Origin of the sequence: Chromobacterium sp. IIBBL 290-4, from assembly GCF_024207115.1 — a bacterium.
Taxonomy (GTDB): domain Bacteria; phylum Pseudomonadota; class Gammaproteobacteria; order Burkholderiales; family Chromobacteriaceae; genus Chromobacterium.
In genome coordinates this window covers 1,984,615-2,006,088 of the sequence record NZ_CP100128.1, presented here as the reverse complement: position 1 = coordinate 2,006,088, position 21,474 = coordinate 1,984,615, and the positions used below count along the sequence as shown (strand labels likewise).

Below are 21,474 nucleotides of genomic sequence, written 5' to 3'. Positions count from 1 at the left end.
CCTAAAAAGGACGCCCCCTCTCCCCCGCCCCCTCTCCCGCCAGGGGAGAGGCGAGCAAACCGCCGCGATCCGGCGCGGCGATTCACAGGCTGGAGGGAAAGAGGTCGGTTTCATCAGGCCAGCTTGGAGAGGACATGCTCCAGAATAGCATCGGCGGCGACGGCGGTGGCTTCGCTGTCGCGGCGGTGCTGGTACTCGACCTTGCCTTCCTTCAGGCCGCGGTCGCCGATGGTGACACGGTGCGGCGCGCCGATCAGCTCCCAATCGGCGAACATCGCGCCCGGGCGCTCGCCGCGGTCGTCCAGAATCACATCCACGCCCTTGGCGGCCAGATCGGCGTACAGCTTGTCGGCGGCTTCCTTCACCGCTTCGGAGCGGTCATAGCCCACCGGGCACAGCACCACCGCGAACGGGGCGATGGAATCGGGCCAGATCATGCCCTTGTCGTCGTAGTTCTGCTCGATGGCGGCGCCCAGGATGCGGGTCACGCCGATGCCGTAGCAGCCCATCTCGAACGGTTTCGGCTTGCCGTCTTCGTCCAGGAAGGTGGCGTTCATCGCGGCCGAGTACTTGGTGCCCAGGTAGAACACGTGGCCCACTTCGATGCCGCGCTGGATGGCCAGCACGCCCAGGCCGTCCGGCGACGCGTCGCCTTCCACCACGTTGCGGATGTCGCACACTTCCGGCTCAGCGCAGTCGCGGCCGAAGTTGGCGCCGGTATAGTGCTGGTCGTCCTCGTTGGCGCCGATGGCGAAGTCGGCCATCTTGGCCACGGTGCGGTCGGCGATGACGCGCCCCTTGAAGCCCACCGGGCCCAGCGAGCCGGGGTTGGCGCCGAAGGCGTCGCGGATGGCGGCCGGGCTGGCGAAGGCCAGCGGGTTCTTGATGCCGGCCACTTTCTGGGCCTTCACCTCGTTCAATTCGTGGTCGCCGCGCACCAGCATCAGCACCGCTTCGCCCTCTTCGCCTTCCACCACCACCGCCTTGACGGTCTGCTTGATGTCTATCTTCAGGAAATCGACCAGTTCGGCGATGGTTTTGATCTTGGGCGTATGCACCTTGCTCAAGGCGGCTGCCGCGGCCGCGCGCTCGCCTGCCGGCGCTACGGCTTCGGCCAGCTCGATATTGGCGGCGTATTCCGATTGCGGACAGTAAACGATGGCGTCCTCGCCGGTGTCGGCGATCACCTGGAATTCATGCGAGCGGTCGCCGCCAATGGCGCCGGTATCGGCCGCCACCGCGCGGTAGGTCAGGCCGAAGCGGTCGAAGATGCGGCGATAGGCGGCGTACATATTGTCGTAGCTCTTGCCGGCGTCCTCGGCGCTGCGGTCAAACGAATACGCGTCCTTCATGGTGAACTCGCGGCCGCGCATCACGCCGAAACGCGGACGGCGCTCGTCGCGGAACTTGGTCTGGATCTGGAAGAAGTTCTTCGGCAGCGCGCGGTAGCTGCGCAGCTCGCGGCGGGCGATGTCGGTGATCACTTCCTCGGCGGTCGGCTGCAGGGCGAAATCGCGGTCATGGCGGTCTTTGAAGCGCAGCAGTTCGGCGCCCATCGCGTCCCAGCGGCCGGTTTCCTGCCACAGTTCGGCCGGCTGCACCACCGGCAGGCTCACTTCGATGGAGCCGGCGCGGTTCATTTCCTCGCGAATGATGGTTTCAACCTTGCGCAGCACGCGCAGGCCCATCGGCATCCAGGAATAGATGCCGGCGGCGTGCTTGCGGATGAAGCCGGCGCGGATCATCAGTTTCTGGCTGGTGATGTCGGCGTCGGCGGGCGCCTCTTTCAGGGTGGAAATGAAAAACTGCGATGCGCGCATGATGCGTCCTTGGAATGTGTCTGATCAATGTGGACGATTGTAGCGTTTGCAACGCCTGGCGGCCAAGCGCCGCGCCGTCACGGCGGCAAGTCAAGCCCTTTATCCCGACAAGGACTATCCGCTGTTGCACCTGCACAACCGGCCTGCCTTGCCGTCCCTAGCCATGCTTGGCTGCGCGCGGACTCTGGAGTACCCTGCGCCCTGCCTGGGATTTTTACGGCTTTTTTATTCCGCTCCCGTCGCCAACAATGAAGAGAGCGGCAAGCTCGCAGTCCCTGACTCATCGCGGCCCGGCGCCCTAACCGCCATGCTGCACAACCGTTATGGAAGCTTATGCAGGATCACAATAAACAGGCGATGGCTGGCCTGACCCTGGCTGCGCTCGGCGTGGTATACGGCGATATCGGCACCAGCCCGCTCTATACCTTGCGCGAGTGTTTCGTCAGCCAGAACATCCCCACCACGCCGGACAATATCTTCGGCATTCTGTCGCTGATCTTCTGGTCGCTGATCTTCGTGGTGTCGGTCAAATACGTGGCCTTCGTGCTGCGCGCCGACAACCGCGGCGAAGGCGGCATCATGGCGCTGATGGCGCTGGCGCGGCACTACACCACCCATGCCGCCCGCTGGAAGATCGTGATGCTGGGCCTGTTCGGCGCGGCGCTGTTCTATGGCGACGCCATCATCACCCCGGCCGTGTCGGTGCTGTCCGCCGCCGAAGGCATGGAGGTCGTTTCCTCCGGCCTGGAGGCCTATGTGCTGCCGATGTCGGTCTGCGTGCTGGTGGCGCTGTTTCTGCTGCAGAAACACGGCACCGCCAGCGTCGGCCTGCTGTTCGGACCGGTGATGACGGTCTGGTTCGCCATTCTCGGCATCATCGGCCTGAACCAGATCATGCAGCAGCCGGCCGTATTGCAGGCGCTCAATCCCTGGCACGCGGTCAGCTTCCTGACCCAGCACGGCTTCCACGCCTTCCTGACCCTGGGCTCGGTGGTGCTGGCGTTGACCGGTGCCGAAGCGCTGTACGCCGACATGGGCCACTTCGGCAACAAGCCCATCCGCCGCGCCTGGTTCGGCCTGGTGCTGCCCGGCCTGGCGCTGAACTACTTCGGCCAAGGCGCGCTGCTGATGCGCGACCCGTCCGCCATCAAGAACCCCTTCTTCCTGGCCGCGCCCGATTGGGCGCTGCTGCCCATGATAGGCCTGGCCACGCTGGCCACCGTCATCGCCTCGCAAGCGGTCATTTCCGGCGCCTATTCGCTGACCCGCCAGGCCATGCTGCTGGGCTACTGCCCGCGTCTGGCCGTCAGCCACACCTCGGAAAAGGAAATCGGCCAGATCTACATGCCCTTCATCAACTGGGCGCTGCTGGTGGCCGTGCTGGTGGTGGTGCTGACCTTCAAGACCTCGTCCAGCCTGGCAGCCGCCTACGGCATCGCAGTGACCGGCACCATGCTGATCACCACCATGCTGTTCTTCGTGGTGGCGCGCGTGAACTGGCGCTGGCCGCTGCCGCTGGCGCTGGGCATCACCATCGTGTTCGGCGTGATCGACACCGCCTTCTTCGCCGCCAATGTCCACAAGGTGGCGGACGGCGGCTGGCTGCCGCTGGTGTTGGGCATGATCATCTTCACCTTGATGGGCACCTGGAAACAGGGCCGCGAAATCCTGTTCAAGCGCCTGCGCGATCAAGCCCTGCCGCTGGACGATTTCATCCGCAACCTGGAAGCCTATCCGCCGGCGCGGGTGGAGGGCACGGCTGTCTTCCTCACCAGCACGCTGCACGGCGTGCCGCATGCGCTGCTGCATAATCTCAAGCACAACAAGGTGCTGCATGAGCGGGTGGTATTGATGACGGTGCGCACCGAGGACATCCCCTTCGTGCCGGAAGACGAAAGACTGGACATCGTGCAGATGTCGGCCTCGTTCTGGCGCGTGGTAGCGCGTTACGGCTTCAAGGAAGAGCCCAATGTGCTAGAGGTGCTGGAGAAGTGCGGCCAGGAAGGCTTCGCCATGGAAGTGATGGATACGTCCTTCTTCCTGTCGCGCGAAACCATCGTCGCCACCGAGCACCCCGGCATGGCGCGCTGGCGCGAAAAGCTGTTCGTCTGGATGAGCAAGAACGCGCTGCGCGCGACCGACTTCTTCCAGGTGCCCGCCAACCGGGTGGTGGAGCTGGGCGCGCAAGTCGAGCTGTAAACCCTGGCGCATCATGAAAACGGCGGCCTTTGAAGCCGCCGTTTTTATGTCAACGATCAGCCGCGCGCCAAGCCGATATCCGCCTGCGCCCTGGCCCAATCGAACCACGGACCGGGATCGGTCTTGCGGCCGGGCGCGATATGCTCGTGCCCGGTGACCGCGATCAAAGGCAAGCGACGGCGCAATGCCGCGCTCAGCGCCGCCAAGGCGCGGTATTGCGCCTCGCTGAACGGTTCGAAGTCGCAGCCCTCCATCTCCACGCCGATGGAGAAATCGTTGCACTTCTCTCTGCCCCGCCAGCTGGACACCCCGGCATGCCAGGCCCGTTTGCCCACCGGCACGAACTGCAGCAACTGCCCGTCGCGGCGGATGAAAAAATGCGCCGACACCCGCAGCTGATGAATGCCCTGATAATAAGGGTGAGCATCGGGATCCAGCGCATTGCTGAACAACTGCTCCACCCCTTCTCCGCCGTAACGGTAGGGCGGCAGGCTGATATTGTGGATCACCAGCAGCTCCGGCGCGCAGCCTGGGCTGCGATCGTCGCAATTGGGCGAGGGAATCTGCCGCGCGCCCCGCAGCCAGCCATCGGCGTCCAGCTCCAGCGCCGGGGGCGTAGCCGGACGATAGGCCAGCCGCCACAAAACCAGCCCGTCCGGCGTGCTCCAGCGTTTTTCCAGCACGAAACCCGCCTTGTGATACAAACGGATCGCCGCCTGGTTGACCTCGGCCGTATCCACGCTGATCCGGACTTCGCCCTGCGCGACATGATTGAGCAAGCGATAGCCCCAGCCTTGGTTCAGATGATCCGGATCCACTACGGTGCGATCGATATGCAGGCCGCCATCGGAGCGGCGCGACGCCACCACCAGGCCTCGCAGCGCCTCGCCCTCGAATGCGCCCAGGATGCGGCCTCCGCAGGCGATCAGCGCCGCCTCGTCGGCCCATAGCAAGGGCAGATCCGGATAATCCAGCCATGACGCCTCCAAGCGATGCGCGGCCAATTGCAGACGCAAGGCCTCTCCCACCTGCTTGGAATCCGCCCTATCCAGCCCCCTCACTTCAAATGGCATCGACATAAAAACCTCTTATATTCATGACGTCGGCGCTACGGAAAAATCCGCTTGTGTTCCCGCCCGCAAAGCGGTATCAAGAATTTGCGCCTTCGCGTTGCGCCTGCGCCATATTTCGCATGACGTCTAGTTTACGCTTGAGGCGCGTCATGTCCATGGCTTGGCTGTTGCGGCACAATGTCCCGGACCTCAATGCAGGAGACCACCCTCATGCTCACGCTCGACACCTTGGGCGGCCCCACCGCCCCCAGTTTCGAACAGCCGCTGGAAATGCTGCTGGCCTGCCACGACAAAATTCGCCGCTTCTGCGACTTATTGGACAAACTGCCGCCCTATATCGATGAGCATGGCGTCGACGACGCCGCGCGCAACACCATTGACGACATCGTGCGCTATTTCGACGTCGCCGGACCGGCCCATCATACCGACGAGGAAGAAGAGCTGTTCCCGCTGATCGAACAGCGCGTGCCCACCGCAGTGCCCAGGCTGGAGCAGCTCTCCGCCGAGCACGGCTATCTGCACTCCTGCTGGAACGCCATCCGCGACGATCTGACCGCGCTGCGCGATGGCCGCATCAAGCAGATCAGCAAGAATGAATTGCAGGAATTCGCCCGCCAATACCGCGAACACGCCGCCACCGAGGAGGCCTGGCTGTTTCCCACCGCGTCCAGCACGCTGAGCCTGGAAGAACTCAGACAGGCCGGAGAACACATGGCCGCCAGACGCGCCCAGGCCGCCTAAGCCGCGGCGCGCAAACAAAACGGGTTGCCCGCTCGCGCCGGCAACCCGTTGTTTTTTTCCGTCGACCGGAAGCTTAAGCCGTCAGTTTGAGCAGCTGGGCGAAAGCGTCCTCGAACAGTTTCAGGCCGTCTTGCTGCAACTTCTCGCCCACAGCGGCCAGATCGATGCCCGCGGCTTCCACTTCAGCCAGCAAGGCCTGAGCTTGCTCCAGCGCTTGCGGCAACGTCAGCGCGGCGTTGCCGTGATCGCGGAAGGCGGCCATGGTGGCGTCCGGCACGGTATTGACGGTTTCATCGCCGATCAGGGTTTCCACGTACAGCACGTCGCTGTAGGCGGCATTCTTGGTGCCGGTGGAGGCCCACAACAGGAATTGCGGCATGGCGCCGGCGGCGCGCAGCTTGGCGAACTCTTCGCCATGGAAACGCGCCTGATAACGGATGTAAGCGGCCTTGGACAGCGCGATCGCCACCTTGCCCTTGTGCTGCTCCGCCACTTGCGCGTCCAGCAGGCTGTCGACGCGCGATAGGAAGAAGCTGGCCACGGCCTTGATGCCGGACACCGGCTTGCCATCTGCCAGACGGGCGTTCAGACCGGCGATGTAGGCGTCCCACACCGCTTCCACCTGCGGCAGCGAGAACAGCAGGGTGATGTTGACGTTGACGCCTTCGCGGGTCAGCGTCTGGAAGGCGCGGATGCCTTCAGCGGTGGCCGGGATCTTGATCATCGCGTTGGCGCGGCCGATCTCGGCCCACAGACGGCGGGCGGCGGCCAGGGTGCCGGCTTCGTCGCGCGACAGTTCCGGGGACACCTCCAGGCTGACGTAGCCGTCGTTGCCCTGGCTGGCTTCGTATTGCGGCAGCAACAGGTCGCAGGCGGCCTGGATGTCGGCCACCACCAGTTTTTCGTAGCGCGCTTCGGCGGACAGCGCCGCGTCTTGCTTCAGCACAGCCAGTTCGCCCTGGTAGCTGGCGTCGCTGCTGATCGCCTTGTAAAAAATGGCCGGATTGGAGGTCACGCCGGCGATGCCGTCGTCGGCCAGCAGGCGGGCCAGTTCGCCGGAGGCGATCAGTTCACGGGACAGATTGTCCAGCCAGATGCGCTGGCCGAAGGGACGGATGGCTTGCAAACGATTCATGGTGTGGCGTCCGGGTATTGCTTGAGATAAAGAGAGAATCCTACCCCGATGGGCACGCCGCGCCAAGGGGATTGACGCGGCGGTTTGCGCTGGCTCAGGCGGCCAGGCTGTCGTTGCGGCGTTCGCGGGGAAACACCACGCTGAAAGTGCTGCCCTTCTCCGGCTCGCTTTTGATTTCCAGGCGGGCATGATGCCGCGCCAGCACATGCTTGACGATGGCGAGGCCGAGGCCGGTGCCGCCGCTGCCGCGCGAACGGCCGCGATCGACGCGGTAGAAGCGCTCGGTCAGCCGCGGAATATGCTCGCGCGGAATGCCGATGCCGGTGTCGCATACCGAGAAGCGCAGCTGCTCGCCCTCCTCTTGCCAGGACAGGGTGATGCAGCCGCCTTCCGGCGTATAGCGCACCGCATTGGACACCAGGTTGCCGAAGGCCGAGTGCAGCTCTTGTCCGCTGCCCCACAGGCCGGAGTCGCAGCAGCGCGCCAGTTTCACCGCGTGGCGGCCTTGCGACAAGCCCTCGGCCTCCACCATCAAGGTGTCCAGCATCTCGCGCATGTCCACTTTTTCCGCCGCCGCCGCCTTGGGGCTGTTCTCCAGCCGCGACAGCGTCAACAGATCCTCAACCAGACTCTGCATCCGCCGCGACTGCTCCATCATCATCGGCAGAAACTGGCGGAACATCTGATCGTTCACCTCGGGCATGTCGGCCAGCGTTTCCAGAAAGCCGCCCACCACCGTCAGCGGCGTGCGCAGCTCGTGCGACACATTGGCGACAAAGTCGCGGTGCACGGTCTGCACCCGTTCCAGCTGGGTGATGTCGCGCGTCAGCAGCAGCTTGCGGGTAGAGTCGAACGGCACCAGCTGCAAGGAGATGACCAGCTCGCGCGGTTGGCTGAAATTCAGCGTCAGCGGCTGGCTGAAGCTGGCGTTCTTCATATACGCGTGGAACGCCGGCTGGCGGATCAGATTGAGTATCTGATTGCCGACATCGCGCTTGCGGTCCAGCCCCAGGTGGTCCACCGCCATCGGATTGACCCACTCGATGCGGTCCAGATCGTCCAGCACCACCACGCCGTCCGGCATCGCCTCGCCGGCATTGATGAAGCGCTCCAGCGTATGCGTCAGCTTCTTCTTGCTCTGGCTCTGGTTGCGCATGATGCGGTACAGCGTCATGAACACGGCGTGCCAGACGCCGAAACCATCCGGCACCCGCTCCGCCACCGGGTGGCGCAGCCAGCGCAGCAACAAGGCGATGTGGTAGAGATTGAAAACCAGCCAGCCGCCCAGGCTGATGGCCAACACCAGCAGCGCGTCCGTGGCCGAGCTCAGCGCCCAGAAACCGGCGCTGACCAAGGCGATGGCCGCCAGCCACATCAGCGTCCGTTGCAAGAATTCACGCATATTTATCCGTTACTGTACCGAGAAGCGATAGCCGGTGCCGCGCACGGTCTGAATCAGGCTGTCATGCTGGGTATCTTCCAGCGCGCTGCGCAGACGGCGGATATGCACATCCACGGTGCGCTCCTCGACGAAAACGTGGTCGCCCCATACCTGGTCCAGCAGCTGGGCGCGCGAATGCACGCGCTCCGGATGGGTCATGAAGAAATGCAGCAGGCGGAATTCGGTCGGCCCCAGGTCGATGACGCTGCCGTTGCCGGTCACGCGGTGCGTCACCGGGTCCAGCCGCAGGCCTTGCACATCCACCGCGTCGTCGGTCATCTGCGGCGCGCGGCGGCGCAGCACCGCCTTGATGCGGGCCAGCAGTTCGCGCGGCGAGAAGGGCTTGGTGATGTAGTCGTCGGCGCCGGTTTCCAGGCCGACGATCTTGTCCTGCTCGTCGGAGCGGGCGGTCAGCATGATGATGGGAATGTGGCGGGTGCGCTCGTCGGCGCGCAGGCGCTTGGCTACGTCCACCCCGCTGGCGCCCGGCAGCATCCAGTCCAGCAACACCAGATCGGGCAGCGCGTTCCTGACCAGCGTCAGCGCCGCCTCGGCGGTGCCGGCGCGCAGCACGTGGTGGCCGGCTTGAGTCAGGTTGAAGGCGATCAGTTCTTGAATCGCCGGTTCGTCTTCTACCAGCAAGATGTTGGCGGCCATATTCGGCTATCCTCGGTTTGGTTTTGTGGCAAGGATACAAACGGCAGATGACATTAATATGACATGTCTTGATTAGGCTGCGCGCGCGATTCTGCCGCATTCGCAGCCCATGCGCCAGCGCAAAAAAAATGGGCCCGCGCAGATGGCGCAGGCCCGGAATGGTCGTCGTCAAAAACGTTGATCTGACAAGAGACCAGGGACAAAGAGATCACCAGGACAGTCTCTAGAACAAGGAGGGGACACTCCTCATCCACAACTAATCTTGGTAAGGAACGTCCGGCGGGACATGCCTCGCGTTCCAGATACGGGGTGCATTCTACGTAGCATTTCAAGGTACAAAGCCTATCAAACAAGCGTTTTAAAGCCATTCAGCCTTTCTTTTGATGTTTGTTTTCTGTTTTTTCATTAGAATCGAAACATGGACAGATATGATCGAAAAATCCTTGTTGCACTGCATGAAAATGCCAGAATCAGCTATGCGGAATTGGCCCGCCGCGTGAATCTTTCCGCGCCGGCCATTGCCGACCGCGTCACAAAAATGGAACAAAGCGGCGTCATCACCGGCTATCGCGCACAGATCGACCCGGCGCGCGTTGGGCTGCCCATCTCCTGCCTGATCGAATTGACAGTGAAACATCTGGAGTACTACGTGGTGATAGAAGAAATCCGCAACACGCCGGAAGTGATCGAGTGCGCCTCGATCACCGGCACCAGCGGATTGATGATCAAAGTGGCGGTGGACACCATGACCGCGCTGCAGGCCTTGATCGCCCGGCTGATGCAATTCGGCGACACCAAGACCTCCATCATCATCGACATGCCGGTGCCGCCGCGCATGCCGGCGCTGCAGGAAGACGAATGAATCCCGCCCATCCCCTCCCCGCGCTCATCAGGACCTCCCGATAGACGGAAGCCCGCAGAGGTTTCTCCGTCGGCTGTCGATCATGATGGGCGGGATGCCCGCGGATCAGCGGCGCGCCGGCGGATAGGCGGCACGCCCCGCCAGGGCATAAAAAAACCGGCGCTCCATGGCGCCGGTAGAAGGAGTACAACTCTCCCTTACACCTTCACAGCTCAGCCTGCGATGTGCTTGACGAAGCGCAGCATATTGCAGGTGTAGCCGTATTCGTTGTCGTACCAGGCCACCACCTTGATGAAGGTCTTGTCCAGCGCGATGCCGGCGTCGGCGTCGAAGGTGGACGGCGCGGTGTTGCCGACGAAGTCGGTGGACACCACTTTTTCATCGGTGTAGCCCAGCACGCCCTTGAGCGCGCCTTCGGAAGCGGCCTTCATCGCCTTGCAGATGTCGGCGTAGTCGGCTTCCTTCTCCAGCTCCACAGTCAGGTCGACCACGGACACGTCGGAAGTCGGCACGCGGAAGGCCATGCCGGTCAGCTTCTTGTTCAGTTCCGGAATCACCTTGCCCACAGCCTTGGCGGCGCCGGTGGACGACGGAATGATGTTTTCCAGGATGCCGCGGCCGCCGCGCCAGTCTTTGGACGACGGGCCGTCAACGGTTTTCTGGGTGGCGGTGGCGGCGTGCACGGTGCTCATCAGGCCGCGCTTGATGCCCCAGTTGTCATGCAGCACCTTGGCCACCGGGGCCAGACAGTTGGTGGTGCAGGAAGCGGCGGAGACGATGGTTTCGCCGGCGTACTTGTCGTGATTGACGCCGAACACGAACATCGGGGTGTCATCCTTGGACGGAGCGGACTGCACCACTTTCTTGGCGCCGGCTTCGATATGCTTCTGGCAGCCTTCCTTGGTCAGGAAGAAGCCGGTGCAGTCGATGACGATTTCCGCGCCGATCTCGTTCCATTTCAGATTGGCCGGATCTTTTTCGGCGGTCAGGCGGATGCTCTTGCCGTTGACCACCAGGCTGCCGCCTTCCACTTTGACATCGCCCTGGAAGCGGCCATGCACCGAGTCGTACTTCAACATATACGCCAGGTATTCCGGATCCAGCAGGTCATTGATGCCCACTACTTCCAGTTCCGGAAAATCCTTTGCGATCGCGCGGAAAGCCATGCGGCCGATGCGGCCGAAACCGTTGATACCGACTTTGATAGTCATGATGAAGTCTCCTTGTCACCTTGTAACAATGCGATGAACGACTCGATGGCCCAAGTGTTCGCCATCCAGCAATGCAAATTCCCGCGGGCTTCCGGCTGCCGCGTCCGGGGAGTTTCCCTCGACCCGGCCGGCGCGGGAGACGCCCGCCCGAAAACAAAACAGCGCAAGGTTTTATCCGCCTTGCGCTGTCACTTTCCACTGATTCGCGCTTGTAATCAACACGCTACATCAAGTGTTTGCCATTTGCTTGACTTAACTTTGCAAAACCGCCGCGTAAGGACTGGCGTCGCCTTGCAAAACCACATGCAACAAGGTAGCCGACATCACGCTGACGCCGCTGGCGCCCAGCTGCTGCAACGCAGCCTGGTCCACGCGGGCCGAATCGGCCACTTCGATGCGCAGGCGGCTGCCGGCGATGGCCTCTACCTTGCGCACATTGTCGGCGCCGCCCAAGGCGACCAGCCAACGGCTCTTGTCGATGCTGGCGCCGCTGGCGGCTGCCGCCGACACCAGCGTTTCCGCGGCGGCTTGCGGCGCGGCTGCGGCCGGGCCGGCATTCAGCGCAGTGCGGATTTCATCGGCGATCAGGTCGGCCTCCGGTCCCAGCACCACTTGCACGCTGCCGGCGGCCGGCTTGATCAGGCCGCGCGAACCCAGGCTCTTCAGCGCGGTTTCGTTCACCTTGTCATTGCTGGCCACTTGCAGGCGCAAACGAGTGGTGCAGGCGTCGACCGACTTCAGGTTGGCGGCGCCGCCCAGCGCGTCGATGAAGGCGCGGGCGCGCTCAGTGCCGGCGCTCACCACGGCGGCGACCACAGCCACATCCTCGCGGCCCGGGGTCTTCAGGTCGAACTTCTTGATGAAGAACACGAACAGCACGTAGTAGACGAAGAAATAAACAATGCCGATCGGCAACAGGTAAGCCGGCTTGGTGGCCAGGCCGAAGTTCAGCACGTAGTCGAACAGGCCGGCGGAGAAGCCGAAGCCCAGCTTGACGCCCAGGGTCTGCATGATGGCCATGGCCACGCCGGTCAACACCGCGTGGATGGCGTACAGCGCCGGCGCCAGGAACATGAAGGCGAATTCAACAGGCTCGGTCACGCCGGTCAGCATCGCGGTCAGCGCCATCGAGAACAGCAGGCCGCCGACAGCCGCCTTGTTTTCCGGCTTGGCGGTGCGGTACATCGCCAGGCAGGCGGCCGGCAGGCCGAACATCATCACCGGGAAGAAGCCGGACATGAACATGCCAGCGGTCTTGTCGCCGGCGAAGAAGCGGGTCAGGTCGCCGTGCACCAGCTTGCCGGCGGCGTCGGTGAAGTCGCCCACTTGGAACCACACCATGGTATTGAGAATGTGGTGCAGGCCAGTGACGATCAGGATGCGGTTCAGGATGCCGTAGAAGAACACGCCCACTTCGCCGGCGCCGATCAGCCACTTGCCGATCGTGTCGATGGCGTGCTGGATAGGCGGCCAGATATAGCCTAGCACCGCGCCGAGTATCAGCATGCTGAAGCCGGTGACGATGGGCACGAAGCGCTTGCCGCCGAAGAAGGCCAGATAACTGGGCAGCTTGATGTCCTTGTAGCGGTTGTACAGATAGCCGCCGATCAAACCGGACAGAATGCCGGACAGCACGCCCATATTGATCTTGTCGTCTATCACCTTCAGCACCGCGGTCAGCACCAGGAAACCGATGGCGCCGGCCAGGCCGGAGGTGCCATTGTTGTCCTTGGCGAAACCCACCGCCACACCGATGGCGAAGATCAACGCCAGATTGCCGAAAATCGCGTCGCCTGCCTGCGCCATGATCTTGATGTTCAACAGATCGGGCTGACCCAGCCGCAACAGCAAGCCGGCCACAGGCAGCACGGCGATCGGCAGCATCAGGGCGCGCCCCAGCTGCTGGATGCCTGCAAACTTGTTCAAGGTACTCACAACATATCTCCCAGGTTAATCTGGCGCCGTCCTGTCATCCGGAGGTTCGCCAGCGTGTCGTCATTCCTAAGCTTCCCCATCGCGCCTCACGCCTTCGGCCACAATTCGGCCACGCGTCCGCGCACTGCCTCGGCCGAACCCAGCGTCAACAGACGCTGCGCCTCTCGGCCGCACTCTTCCAGAGACAGGCCCCGGACCTGGCTCTTCACCTCCGGCACCAGCCGCGGGCTGACCGACAGCTCGGTCACGCCCAGGCCCAGCAGCACCGGCACGGCCTGCGGATCCGACGCCATCGCGCCGCACACGCCCACCCACTTGCCATGTTTCTTCGCGCCTTCCACCGCGATGGCGATCAAGCGCAGCAGACCCGGATGCAGCGAATCGATCCGCGCCGCCAAGGTGGCATTGCAGCGGTCCATCGCCAGCGTGTATTGGGTCAAGTCGTTGCTGCCCACCGACAAAAAGTCGGCGTGCTTGGCCAATTGGTCGGCCAGCAGCGCAGCGGACGGCACTTCTATCATCACGCCCAGCTGCGGCCGCTCGCTCAGGCCCATTTCCGCGGCCAGCTCGTCGATGCGGGCGCGCAGGCGGATCAGCTCTCCGGCATCGGCGATCATCGGCACCAGGATGCGCAAGCGCGACAGCGGCTTCACCGCCAGCAAGGCGCGCAATTGGGTATCCAGCATCTCCGGATAGGCGAAGCCGGTGCGGATGCCGCGCAGGCCCAGCGCCGGATTCGGCTCCGGCGGCAGCTGCAGATAAGGCACATCCTTGTCGCCGCCCACATCCAGAGTGCGGATGATGGCGTTGCGGCCTTCCAGCGCGTCCAGCACCGCTTGATAGGCTTCGGTCTGTTCGGCCTGATTCGGCGCGTCTCGCCGGTCTATGAACAGGAATTCGGTGCGCAGCAAGCCCACGGCATCGGCGCCGTTGGCCACGCCTTCGCGGGCGTCGTCGGCATTGGCGATATTGACCGCCACTTCGATCACCGCGCCGTCAGCAGTGATGGCCGGCGCATTGGCCGAAGCCTGCATCGCGCGCAAGCGCGCGGCGCGGCGGTCGATCTCAGCCTGGGCGGCCGCCAATTCGGCGGCGTCCGGTTGCGGATGGGCCAAGCCGAGTTGGGTATCCAGAATCAAGGTCTGGCCATGTTCCAGCTGCAGGGCGGACGCGCCGCAAGCCACCAGCGCCGGAATGCCCATGGCGCGCGCCAAAATGGCGACGTGGCCGCTGGCGCCGCCGGCGGCGGTGACGATGCCGGCGATCTTGGCGCGCGGCAGACGGGTCAAATCAGACGGCGCCAGGTCTTCGGCCACCAGGATGGAGGCGTCGAATAGCTCCGGGCCTTGCTCCGGCTCGCCGTACAGGGCCACCAGCACTTGGCGCTCGATGTCTTTCAGATCGGCCACGCGTTCGGCCAGCAATTGATTGCCGAGGCCGGCCAGGATGGCGCATTGGGCGCGCACCGCCCGGCGAAAGGCGTAGCCCGCGCTCGCGCCGGCCGCGATGTCGCGCTCGGCGGCGGCTTGCAACTCCGGATCATCCAGCAGCGCCAGATGCGCGGCGAAGATATCGCTTTCAGCGGTCGCGCCGCGGCGCAGGGCATCGTCTATGCCTTGCTGGATGTGCGAGCGGACTTGGAGCAGCGCCTCGCTCAGCGCCGCGCGTTCGGCGGCGGCGCTGGCCGCTTGCTGCGGCACATCCATTTCATACGCGTCCAGGCGCACTGCCTGGCCGATGGCCAAACCCGGCGCGGCGGCGACGCCGGCGATGCGGCCTTCCACCTGGGCCACGGCAGCCGTTTGCGCGGCCGGCGCATGCCCGGCCTGGCTATGCGCTTGTAGCGCCGCCACTACGGCTTCAAGCGCGACTAAGCCATCGCCGCCGCGAGCAACCACCTCCACGCGGTCGCCCTCGCCCACGCCCAGCCCCATCAGGGCCACCACGCTGCGGGCGTTGGCTTGCTTGCCGCCGAAATGGATTTCAATGCTGGCGCCGTAGGCTTTGGCAGCCAGCTGCACCAGCGCGGACGGACGCGCATGCAGTCCGCCCTCATGGTTCACCACCGCCTCGGCGCGGGATTCCGGGCCGCCGGCAAGCTCGCGAGGGGAGACAGCCTCGCGAGCCGCCAGGGTCAGGAAGTGCGAGCGGCCCGCTTGCGACAGGCCCTCGGCACGGCGGGGGAAACTGAATTGTTCGCTATTGGCGATGACCACCATGGTGATCAGCGAGGGCGCGCGGCGCGCCACGCCGTCCAGATCCACCTCGATCAATGCTTGTCCCTGGCTGACTGCGTCGCCGGCCTTGACCATCGGCTTGAAGCCCTGGCCATCCAGCTTGACGGTGTCGATGCCGATATGGATCAACACTTCCGCGCCGTTGGCGGCGGTAATCGTCAGCGCGTGGCCGGTGCGGGCCACCTGGCTGACCGTGCCGGCACAGGGCGCGAGCAAGGTCGGCGACAGCGGTTCGATGGCCAGGCCATCCCCCATCATCAGGCCGGCGAACACCGGATCCGGCACGCGGTCCAGCGGAACGACGGGGCCGGAAAACGGGGCCAGCAGTTCGAGCGTTGCGGTCATCGATATTCCTTATTCTTCAAATCGTATTTGTACGGCGCCGCCCCAGAGCGACGCCGGCGCCGCTTCATCAGCGGGTGCAGGTCACCTTGGACAGGTGGCGCGGCACGTCGGGATTCAAACCACGGGCTTCGGACAGGCGGGCGGCCATCAGGTAGAAGCTCTGGATCGCCAACAGCGGGTCCAGCGCTTCGTCGTCGGCCACCGCCAGCGTCAGGTCGCGGCTATCGACATTAGCCGGCGCAGCCAGCAGCACGCGGGCGCCGCGGCCGCGCATTTCGGCGGCCAGGTCGATCAGGCCTTGCTGTTCCGGGCCGCGCGGCGCGAAGATCAGCAGCGGATAGCCGTCGTCGATCAGCGCCATCGGGCCATGCTTGATTTCCGCGCCGGAGAAGGCTTCGGCCTGGATGGCGCAGGTTTCCTTGAATTTCAACGCGGCTTCCAGCGCCACGGCGAAACCCAGGCCGCGCCCCACCACCATGATGCGCTCGGCCGGCTGCAGCACTTCGATGGCGGCGGACCAGTCCTGGGCGGCGGCCTCGGTCAGGCGCTGCGGCAGATCTTCCAGCGCGGCCAGCAGCTTGTCGTCGGCCTGCCAGTGCGCCACCAGACGGGCGACGGCGGACAGCGCGGTGATGTAGCTCTTGGTGGCGGCGACGCTCTTTTCCTCGCCGGCGCACAGCGGCACCGCCCAATCGCTGGCTTCGGCCAGCGGCGACTGCTGCTTGTTGACCAGCGACACAGTGTGGGCGCCGGCCGCGGACAGCGCCTTGACGGTGTCCACCAGGTCCGGGCTCTGGCCGGACTGCGACACGGCGACGGCCAGCTGGCCTTCCACCGCCAGCGGCGATTGGTGCAGCGTCAGGATGGACATCGGCAGCGACACCACCGGAATGCCCAGACGCTGCATCACCAGATAGGCGAAATAGCTGGCGGCGTGGTCGGAACTGCCGCGCGCCACGGTCAGCGCCAGGCGCGGGCTGATGCGGGCCAGTTCGCGCCCCAGCGCGGCCAAGCCTTCATCGGCGTACATATGTTGAGCGGACACCGCCTCGGCGGCGTACAGCGCTTCTTCAAGCATCAACGAGGCCAATCTCTTCTCCCTCTACAAAGACGTGCTGCAAATTCAGATCCGCGTCCATCACCACGATGTCGCCCCAGGCGCCCGGTGCCAGCCGGCCGCGGTCGGCCTGGCCCAGATAGTCGGCCGGATACAGCGACAGGCGATTGGAGGCGTCGGCCAAGGACAGGCCGATGGACACCAGGTTGCGCAGCGCCTGATCCATGGTCAGGGTGCTGCCCGCCAGCGTGCCGTCCGCCAGCCGCACGCCGCCCATGCATTTGCTCACCGTATGCGAACCCAGCTTGTATTCGCCGTCCGGCATGCCGGCGGCGGCGGTGGAATCGGTGACGCAATACAGGCGCGGAATGGCGCGCAAGGCGGTGCGGATGGCGCCCGGATGGACGTGCAGCAAATCGGGAATCAGCTCGGCGTACTCGGCATGCGCCAGCGCCGCGCCCACCACGCCCGGCTCGCGATGATGCAGGCCGGTCATGGCGTTGAAGAGATGGGTGAAGCCGGACGCGCCCTGCTCCAGCGCGGCCACGGCCTGCTCATAGCTGCCCAGGGTATGGCCCATCTGCACCCGGACGTTCTGTTCGCTCAGGGTGCGGATGATGTCGAAATGGCCGGGGATTTCCGGCGCCAGCGTGATCAGCGAAATCGGCGCCAGCGCGCGATAGGCGTCGATCTGGCTCATCGCCGCCGCGCAGGCGTCGTCCGGCTGGGCGCCCAGCTTGCCCGGATTGATATAGGGACCTTCCAGGTGCACGCCCAGCACGCGGCTGCCGCCCGGCGCCCGTTCCTTGCAGCCGCGGCCCAGATCGGCCAGCACGCGGGAGATTTCCTCCGGCGGCGCGGTCATGGTGGTGGCGAGCAAAGAGGTAGTGCCGAAACGGGCATGCAGACGGGACACATGGGAGATGGCGTTGCCGCCCTCCATGATGTCCACGCCGCCGCCGCCATGGACGTGCAGATCGATGAAGCCAGGCAGAATATAGCGCTCGGCCTGCCGGCCGGAAGCCAGCCTGGCGTCGATCGCAGCGATGCGGCCATCTTCGGCCAGGCGTACCGTGCCGTCCATCCAGCCGGAGGCGGTGAGAATGCGGCCCTGCAAGGTCTGAGTTTGAGTCATCGTTTCAGTTCAGCAACAAAGTCGTAGTAATCGTTGCGGCAGTAGGTGTCGGTCAGCTCGATCGCCACATTGTCGGCGTTGAAGCCGATCCGGGTGATCAGCAGCATCGCCTCGCCGGGGCGTATGCCCGCCAGCGTGGCCACATCGCCCGAGGCGTTCACCGCCCGGATATGCTGCAAGGCCCGCACCACCGAATGTCCTGTCGCGTCCAGATGGGCGTACAGCGAAGTGCCCACCGCTTGCGGGTCGGCTAAATACGCGACCGGCAAAGTACTCATTTCAATCGCCATCACCACGCCGTCCGCCAGGCGCTGGCGCTTGAGCCGCGCCACCATCGAAGTCGGCGACAGCCCCAGTTTGATCACCTCCTCATTGCTGGGCGGAAACACGCCGCGCTCCAGCCACACCGAAGAAGGCACGAAACCTCTCAATCTCAACTGCTCGGTAAAACCGGTCAGCCGGGACAGCGGCTGCTCCAGCCTGGGGGTGATGAAAGTGCCGGAACCCTGCCGCCTGCGAATCAGGCCCTGCTCCAGCAACACATCCATCGCCTTGCGCGCGGTCACCCGCGAAATGCCCAGCTCTTCCGAAAACGTCCGCTCCGAGGGCAGCGCCTCATCAGCCTGCCACCAGCCGGCGTTGATGGCGTCGGCCAATTTCCGCGACAGCTGCAAATACAGCGGCGTGCTCAGGTTTTCATCCGGTTTCAATGCTTGCCAGCGGTTTTCCATGGTCGTCTGCAAGTGGTCTGAAAATTGCAGTGTAAGCCCAGGCCGTCATGGCCGGCATCCGCTTTTCCACAACAATGGTGCAAAACGGCCTTCATTTGCCGCAAAGGTAATACCACATTAATACCACGTCAATACCATTTTTTCAGTCAAACCACTTTACGACTGCTGCATGGCAATAAAGCGACAATCAGTTGATTCTGCTCAAAAAGACGATGTCTCCTATCCATAAGGTCAATTGAAAATGCACCAGGCATTTCATATCAACCGATATGCAAGCCCAAACCTGCCGCGACTGGTATTAGCCTCGCCACTCAGCCAGCCGCGCAACAAGCGAGGACACAGGCCAACACGCTGCGCCGCTCGCTCACAACCATTCTGGAGACCGCGATGAAATTACGCTGGAGTGGACCGCTATTGGTCCTGTTGACCTTGCCGCATGGTGCATGGGCCCACGGCACGATGGAAGTGCCGATCAACCGGGTATACAGCTGCTTCCTGGAAGACCCGGAAGAGCCGAAAACGCCCGCCTGCCAAGCCGTGCAAAAACTGGACGGCACCGAGGGGATGTACAACTGGAACGGCATCAATCAAAACCCGCCGGGCGACAAGCACCAGGCCGTGGTGTCGGATGGCCAGCTGTGCGGCGGCGGCCAATCCACCTTCCGCTCTTTCAACCTGCCGCGCCAGGACTGGAAATCCAGCCGTATGGTGCCGGACGCCAATGGCAATTTCGAGTTCATCTACCGCGCCACCGCGCCGCACGCCACCAAGTATTTCCGCTTTTACATCACCAAGAACGGCTGGAATCCGGCGCAGCCGCTCAAATGGTCCGATCTGGAATTGTTCGGCGCCATCAACGGCAACCCGCCGCAGGACGCCAACAAGCGCTATCACATGACGCTGAAACTGCCCCCCGGCAAAACCGGCCCGCACATCATCTACAACGTATGGAAACGCTCAGACAGCGAGGAGGCGTTCTACTCATGCTCGGATGTGGTGTTCGACGGCAATACCTCGCAGCCGCCGCTGGCCAACCCGTGGAAGGAAATCGGCCAGATAGCCGCCAGCCGCGCCCTCCCCGCCGGCAGCCGCGTCACCTTGCGAGTATTCGACGCCCAGGGCCACGACGCGGAAAGCCACACCGTCACGCTGGACCGCGACAGCGGCCAGGCCGGCAACTGGCCATATTTACTGGCGCAGAAGGTGAACCAGGCTTCCCGCATCCTCCGCATCGGCGCGCTGAAGCAACAAGGCCGCCAAGCCGAAGTGCAGGCGCAGTCAAGCGCGCGCGACAATCGCATTTATCTGAACGAGGGCTATGCCGGCTATAGCTATAGCCTGGATAGAAAACTGCCGGATTGACGGCAAGACTAAGCCCACGCCGCCGCGCGGCTGCGCGAGGGCGTGGGCTTTATCATTCGAACCGCGATCCAATTCATCCAGGCGCTGCGTGAGGACGGGACGGAAACGCGCGGATCGAAGCGCAGCGGCTTAACGCGTTGCCAAGCGCTGCAGGATGTTGGAAAACTCTTCCATATAGGTGTCGAAACGGGTGGCCAGGCGGTCCACATCGGTAGCGAAGCGGTTGTACGCCACCACCGCCGGAATCGCCGCGAACAAGCCGATGGCTGTAGCCACCAGCGCTTCGGCGATGCCCGGCGCCACCGTGCTCAGCGTGGCCTGGCCGGCATTGCCCAGGCCGATGAAGGCATGCATGATGCCCCACACCGTGCCGAACAAGCCGACATACGGGCTCACCGAACCCACGGTGGCCAGGAAAGAGGTATGGCTGTCCAACGTATCCAGTTCGCGCTGCGCCGCCGCTCGCATGGCGCGGCGAGAGCCATCCATGATGTCCGACAGCTCAGCTCCGCTGCGACCGCGCAGCTTCAAGAATTCGGCGAAACCGGATTGAAAGATGCGCTCCATGCCCACCGAGTCGCTGCGGCGGCTGACATCTTCATACAGGCGGTTCAGATCCGCCCCGCTCCAGAAATTGCGCTCGAACTCTTCGCTGTGGCGCTTGGCCGAGCTCAATACGGCGATCTTGTTGAAGATCAGCGCCCAGGACAGCAAGGAGGTCAGGGCCAGGCCCGCCATCACCAGCTGCACCATCAGGCTGGCATTCATGATCAGGCTGATAAACGAAATCTGTTGCACAACATTATCCTCGGTTCACATTGGCCTAGCGTAACACGCGGCCGCTCTCCAGATCGATGATGGTGGATGGTTTGCGCCGTTTTCCTATCCGGCCGGGCAAAGTCAACACCTTATCTTTAAACGCTTTGCGGCACTCCCGCGCCGTCTTCAGCGATTTCTGCCCCGCCCGATTGGCCGAGGTCGACACCAAGGCCGTCCCCAGCGCCCGGCACAAGGCCGCCGCCTCGCCATGCGCCGTCACGCGCACGGCGATCTTGTGGTGCCGGCCGCGCAATGCCGGCGGCACCCGCCGCGACGCCGGCAGCAGAAAGGTATATGGACCAGGCCAATAGCGAGACAGTTCCGCGCGTTGCGCCGCCGTCAGCGGCTTGACCAGATGGCGGATCTGCTCGAAGTCCGCCGCGATGACGATCAAGCCCTTGTGATTAGGTCTGGCCTTGATCGCCAGCACCCGCTTGATGGCGCGAACATCCAAAGGATTGCAGCCCAGTCCGAAGCAGGACTCGGTGGAATAGGCGATCACGCCGCCACGGCGCAACCGTCCCAAAGCCTTGTGGCGCAAGGCGCTGCCAGGGAGATGCGGCAAAGGCCGCTGATGTGAATTCAGCTCAAACAAGAGTTAGGCTCATTAAACAATACAGAAAAGAAGCATTGTAACGCTCATGCATGGCATATGCAGCGAAAGTACTTTCACAAAAATATATCAAATAAAATCAATTGGTTATAGATGTTGCA

General features: G+C 63.7%; 17 protein-coding genes and 1 pseudogene. 4 read left to right on the top strand and 14 right to left on the bottom strand.

Annotated features, from left to right (window positions below):
* Positions 1–113 precede the first annotated feature (113 nt).
* Positions 114–1,820, bottom strand: coding sequence for a proline--tRNA ligase (locus NKT35_RS09290; protein ID WP_254300716.1), 1,707 nt, complete (start codon positions 1,818–1,820; stop codon positions 114–116).
* 333 nt (positions 1,821–2,153) lie between these two features.
* Here NKT35_RS09290 and kup point away from each other — a divergent pair, with 333 nt between their 5' ends.
* Entirely contained in the window at positions 2,154–4,019 is a 1,866-nt protein-coding gene (kup, locus tag NKT35_RS09285; RefSeq protein ID WP_254300715.1) for a low affinity potassium transporter Kup, read from the top strand.
* A 56-nt stretch (positions 4,020–4,075) separates the two neighbouring features.
* Here the strand turns inward: kup and ampD are convergent, their stop codons facing one another.
* Complete coding sequence (ampD, locus tag NKT35_RS09280) at positions 4,076–4,654, bottom strand: 1,6-anhydro-N-acetylmuramyl-L-alanine amidase AmpD (RefSeq protein WP_371926499.1); 579 nt, start codon at positions 4,652–4,654, stop codon at positions 4,076–4,078.
* A 48-nt stretch (positions 4,655–4,702) separates the two neighbouring features.
* Positions 4,703–5,092, bottom strand: a pseudogene (locus tag NKT35_RS09275) (GNAT family N-acetyltransferase); the annotation flags it as partial.
* 210 nt (positions 5,093–5,302) lie between these two features.
* On the opposite strand from NKT35_RS09275, the gene NKT35_RS09270 reads away from it, so the two are divergent.
* Entirely contained in the window at positions 5,303–5,833 is a 531-nt protein-coding gene (locus NKT35_RS09270) for a hemerythrin domain-containing protein (RefSeq protein ID WP_254300714.1), read from the top strand.
* Positions 5,834–5,906: 73 nt separating this feature from the next.
* Here NKT35_RS09270 and tal read toward each other — a convergent pair whose 3' ends face one another.
* The 3 genes from tal to phoB all read right to left on the bottom strand — a co-directional run bounded on the left by tal (position 5,907) and on the right by phoB (position 9,066).
* On the bottom strand, positions 5,907–6,968 hold the full coding sequence (gene tal / locus NKT35_RS09265; RefSeq protein WP_254300713.1) for a transaldolase: 1,062 nt from the start codon (positions 6,966–6,968) through the stop codon (positions 5,907–5,909).
* 94 nt (positions 6,969–7,062) lie between these two features.
* On the bottom strand, positions 7,063–8,370 hold the full coding sequence (phoR, locus tag NKT35_RS09260; protein WP_254300712.1) for a phosphate regulon sensor histidine kinase PhoR: 1,308 nt from the start codon (positions 8,368–8,370) through the stop codon (positions 7,063–7,065).
* Between the two features lie 9 nt (positions 8,371–8,379).
* Positions 8,380–9,066 carry a phosphate regulon transcriptional regulator PhoB gene (phoB, locus tag NKT35_RS09255; RefSeq protein ID WP_254300711.1) on the bottom strand — a complete coding sequence of 229 codons (687 nt, stop codon included), beginning with the start codon at positions 9,064–9,066 and terminating at the stop codon, positions 8,380–8,382.
* A 418-nt stretch (positions 9,067–9,484) separates the two neighbouring features.
* On the opposite strand from phoB, the gene NKT35_RS09250 reads away from it, so the two are divergent.
* Complete coding sequence (locus tag NKT35_RS09250; RefSeq protein ID WP_254300710.1) at positions 9,485–9,928, top strand: Lrp/AsnC family transcriptional regulator; 444 nt, start codon at positions 9,485–9,487, stop codon at positions 9,926–9,928.
* A 212-nt stretch (positions 9,929–10,140) separates the two neighbouring features.
* On the opposite strand, the gene gap is transcribed toward NKT35_RS09250, so the two are convergent.
* The 6 genes from gap to NKT35_RS09220 all read right to left on the bottom strand — a co-directional run bounded on the left by gap (position 10,141) and on the right by NKT35_RS09220 (position 18,579).
* Complete coding sequence (gap, locus tag NKT35_RS09245) at positions 10,141–11,139, bottom strand: type I glyceraldehyde-3-phosphate dehydrogenase (RefSeq protein ID WP_254300709.1); 999 nt, start codon at positions 11,137–11,139, stop codon at positions 10,141–10,143.
* Between the two features lie 252 nt (positions 11,140–11,391).
* A complete protein-coding gene (gene nagE, locus NKT35_RS09240) occupies positions 11,392–13,074 on the bottom strand; it encodes an N-acetylglucosamine-specific PTS transporter subunit IIBC (RefSeq protein WP_254300708.1) in 1,683 nt (560 codons plus the stop codon).
* Between the two features lie 86 nt (positions 13,075–13,160).
* A complete protein-coding gene (gene ptsP / locus NKT35_RS09235; RefSeq protein ID WP_254300707.1) occupies positions 13,161–15,656 on the bottom strand; it encodes a phosphoenolpyruvate--protein phosphotransferase in 2,496 nt (831 codons plus the stop codon).
* 67 nt (positions 15,657–15,723) lie between these two features.
* A complete protein-coding gene (locus tag NKT35_RS09230; RefSeq protein WP_254300706.1) occupies positions 15,724–16,746 on the bottom strand; it encodes an SIS domain-containing protein in 1,023 nt (340 codons plus the stop codon).
* Entirely contained in the window at positions 16,727–17,848 is a 1,122-nt protein-coding gene (nagA, locus tag NKT35_RS09225) for an N-acetylglucosamine-6-phosphate deacetylase (RefSeq protein ID WP_254300705.1), read from the bottom strand. The genes NKT35_RS09230 and nagA overlap by 20 nt, the downstream gene beginning before the upstream one ends.
* Positions 17,845–18,579: a GntR family transcriptional regulator gene (locus NKT35_RS09220; protein ID WP_254300704.1), complete on the bottom strand. Its 735-nt coding sequence runs from the start codon at positions 18,577–18,579 to the stop codon at positions 17,845–17,847. Before NKT35_RS09220 ends, nagA begins: the two co-directional genes overlap by 4 nt.
* Before the next feature lie 387 nt (positions 18,580–18,966).
* Between NKT35_RS09220 and NKT35_RS09215 the strand changes: the two genes are divergently transcribed.
* Positions 18,967–19,941 carry a lytic polysaccharide monooxygenase gene (locus NKT35_RS09215; protein WP_254300703.1) on the top strand — a complete coding sequence of 325 codons (975 nt, stop codon included), beginning with the start codon at positions 18,967–18,969 and terminating at the stop codon, positions 19,939–19,941.
* Positions 19,942–20,070: 129 nt separating this feature from the next.
* On the opposite strand, the gene tolQ is transcribed toward NKT35_RS09215, so the two are convergent.
* Together tolQ and tsaC are read right to left on the bottom strand one after the other, a co-directional pair.
* Positions 20,071–20,739, bottom strand: coding sequence for a protein TolQ (gene tolQ / locus NKT35_RS09210; protein WP_254300702.1), 669 nt, complete (start codon positions 20,737–20,739; stop codon positions 20,071–20,073).
* A 25-nt stretch (positions 20,740–20,764) separates the two neighbouring features.
* Positions 20,765–21,325 carry an L-threonylcarbamoyladenylate synthase type 1 TsaC gene (gene tsaC / locus NKT35_RS09205; RefSeq protein WP_254300701.1) on the bottom strand — a complete coding sequence of 187 codons (561 nt, stop codon included), beginning with the start codon at positions 21,323–21,325 and terminating at the stop codon, positions 20,765–20,767.
* Positions 21,326–21,474 lie beyond the last annotated feature (149 nt).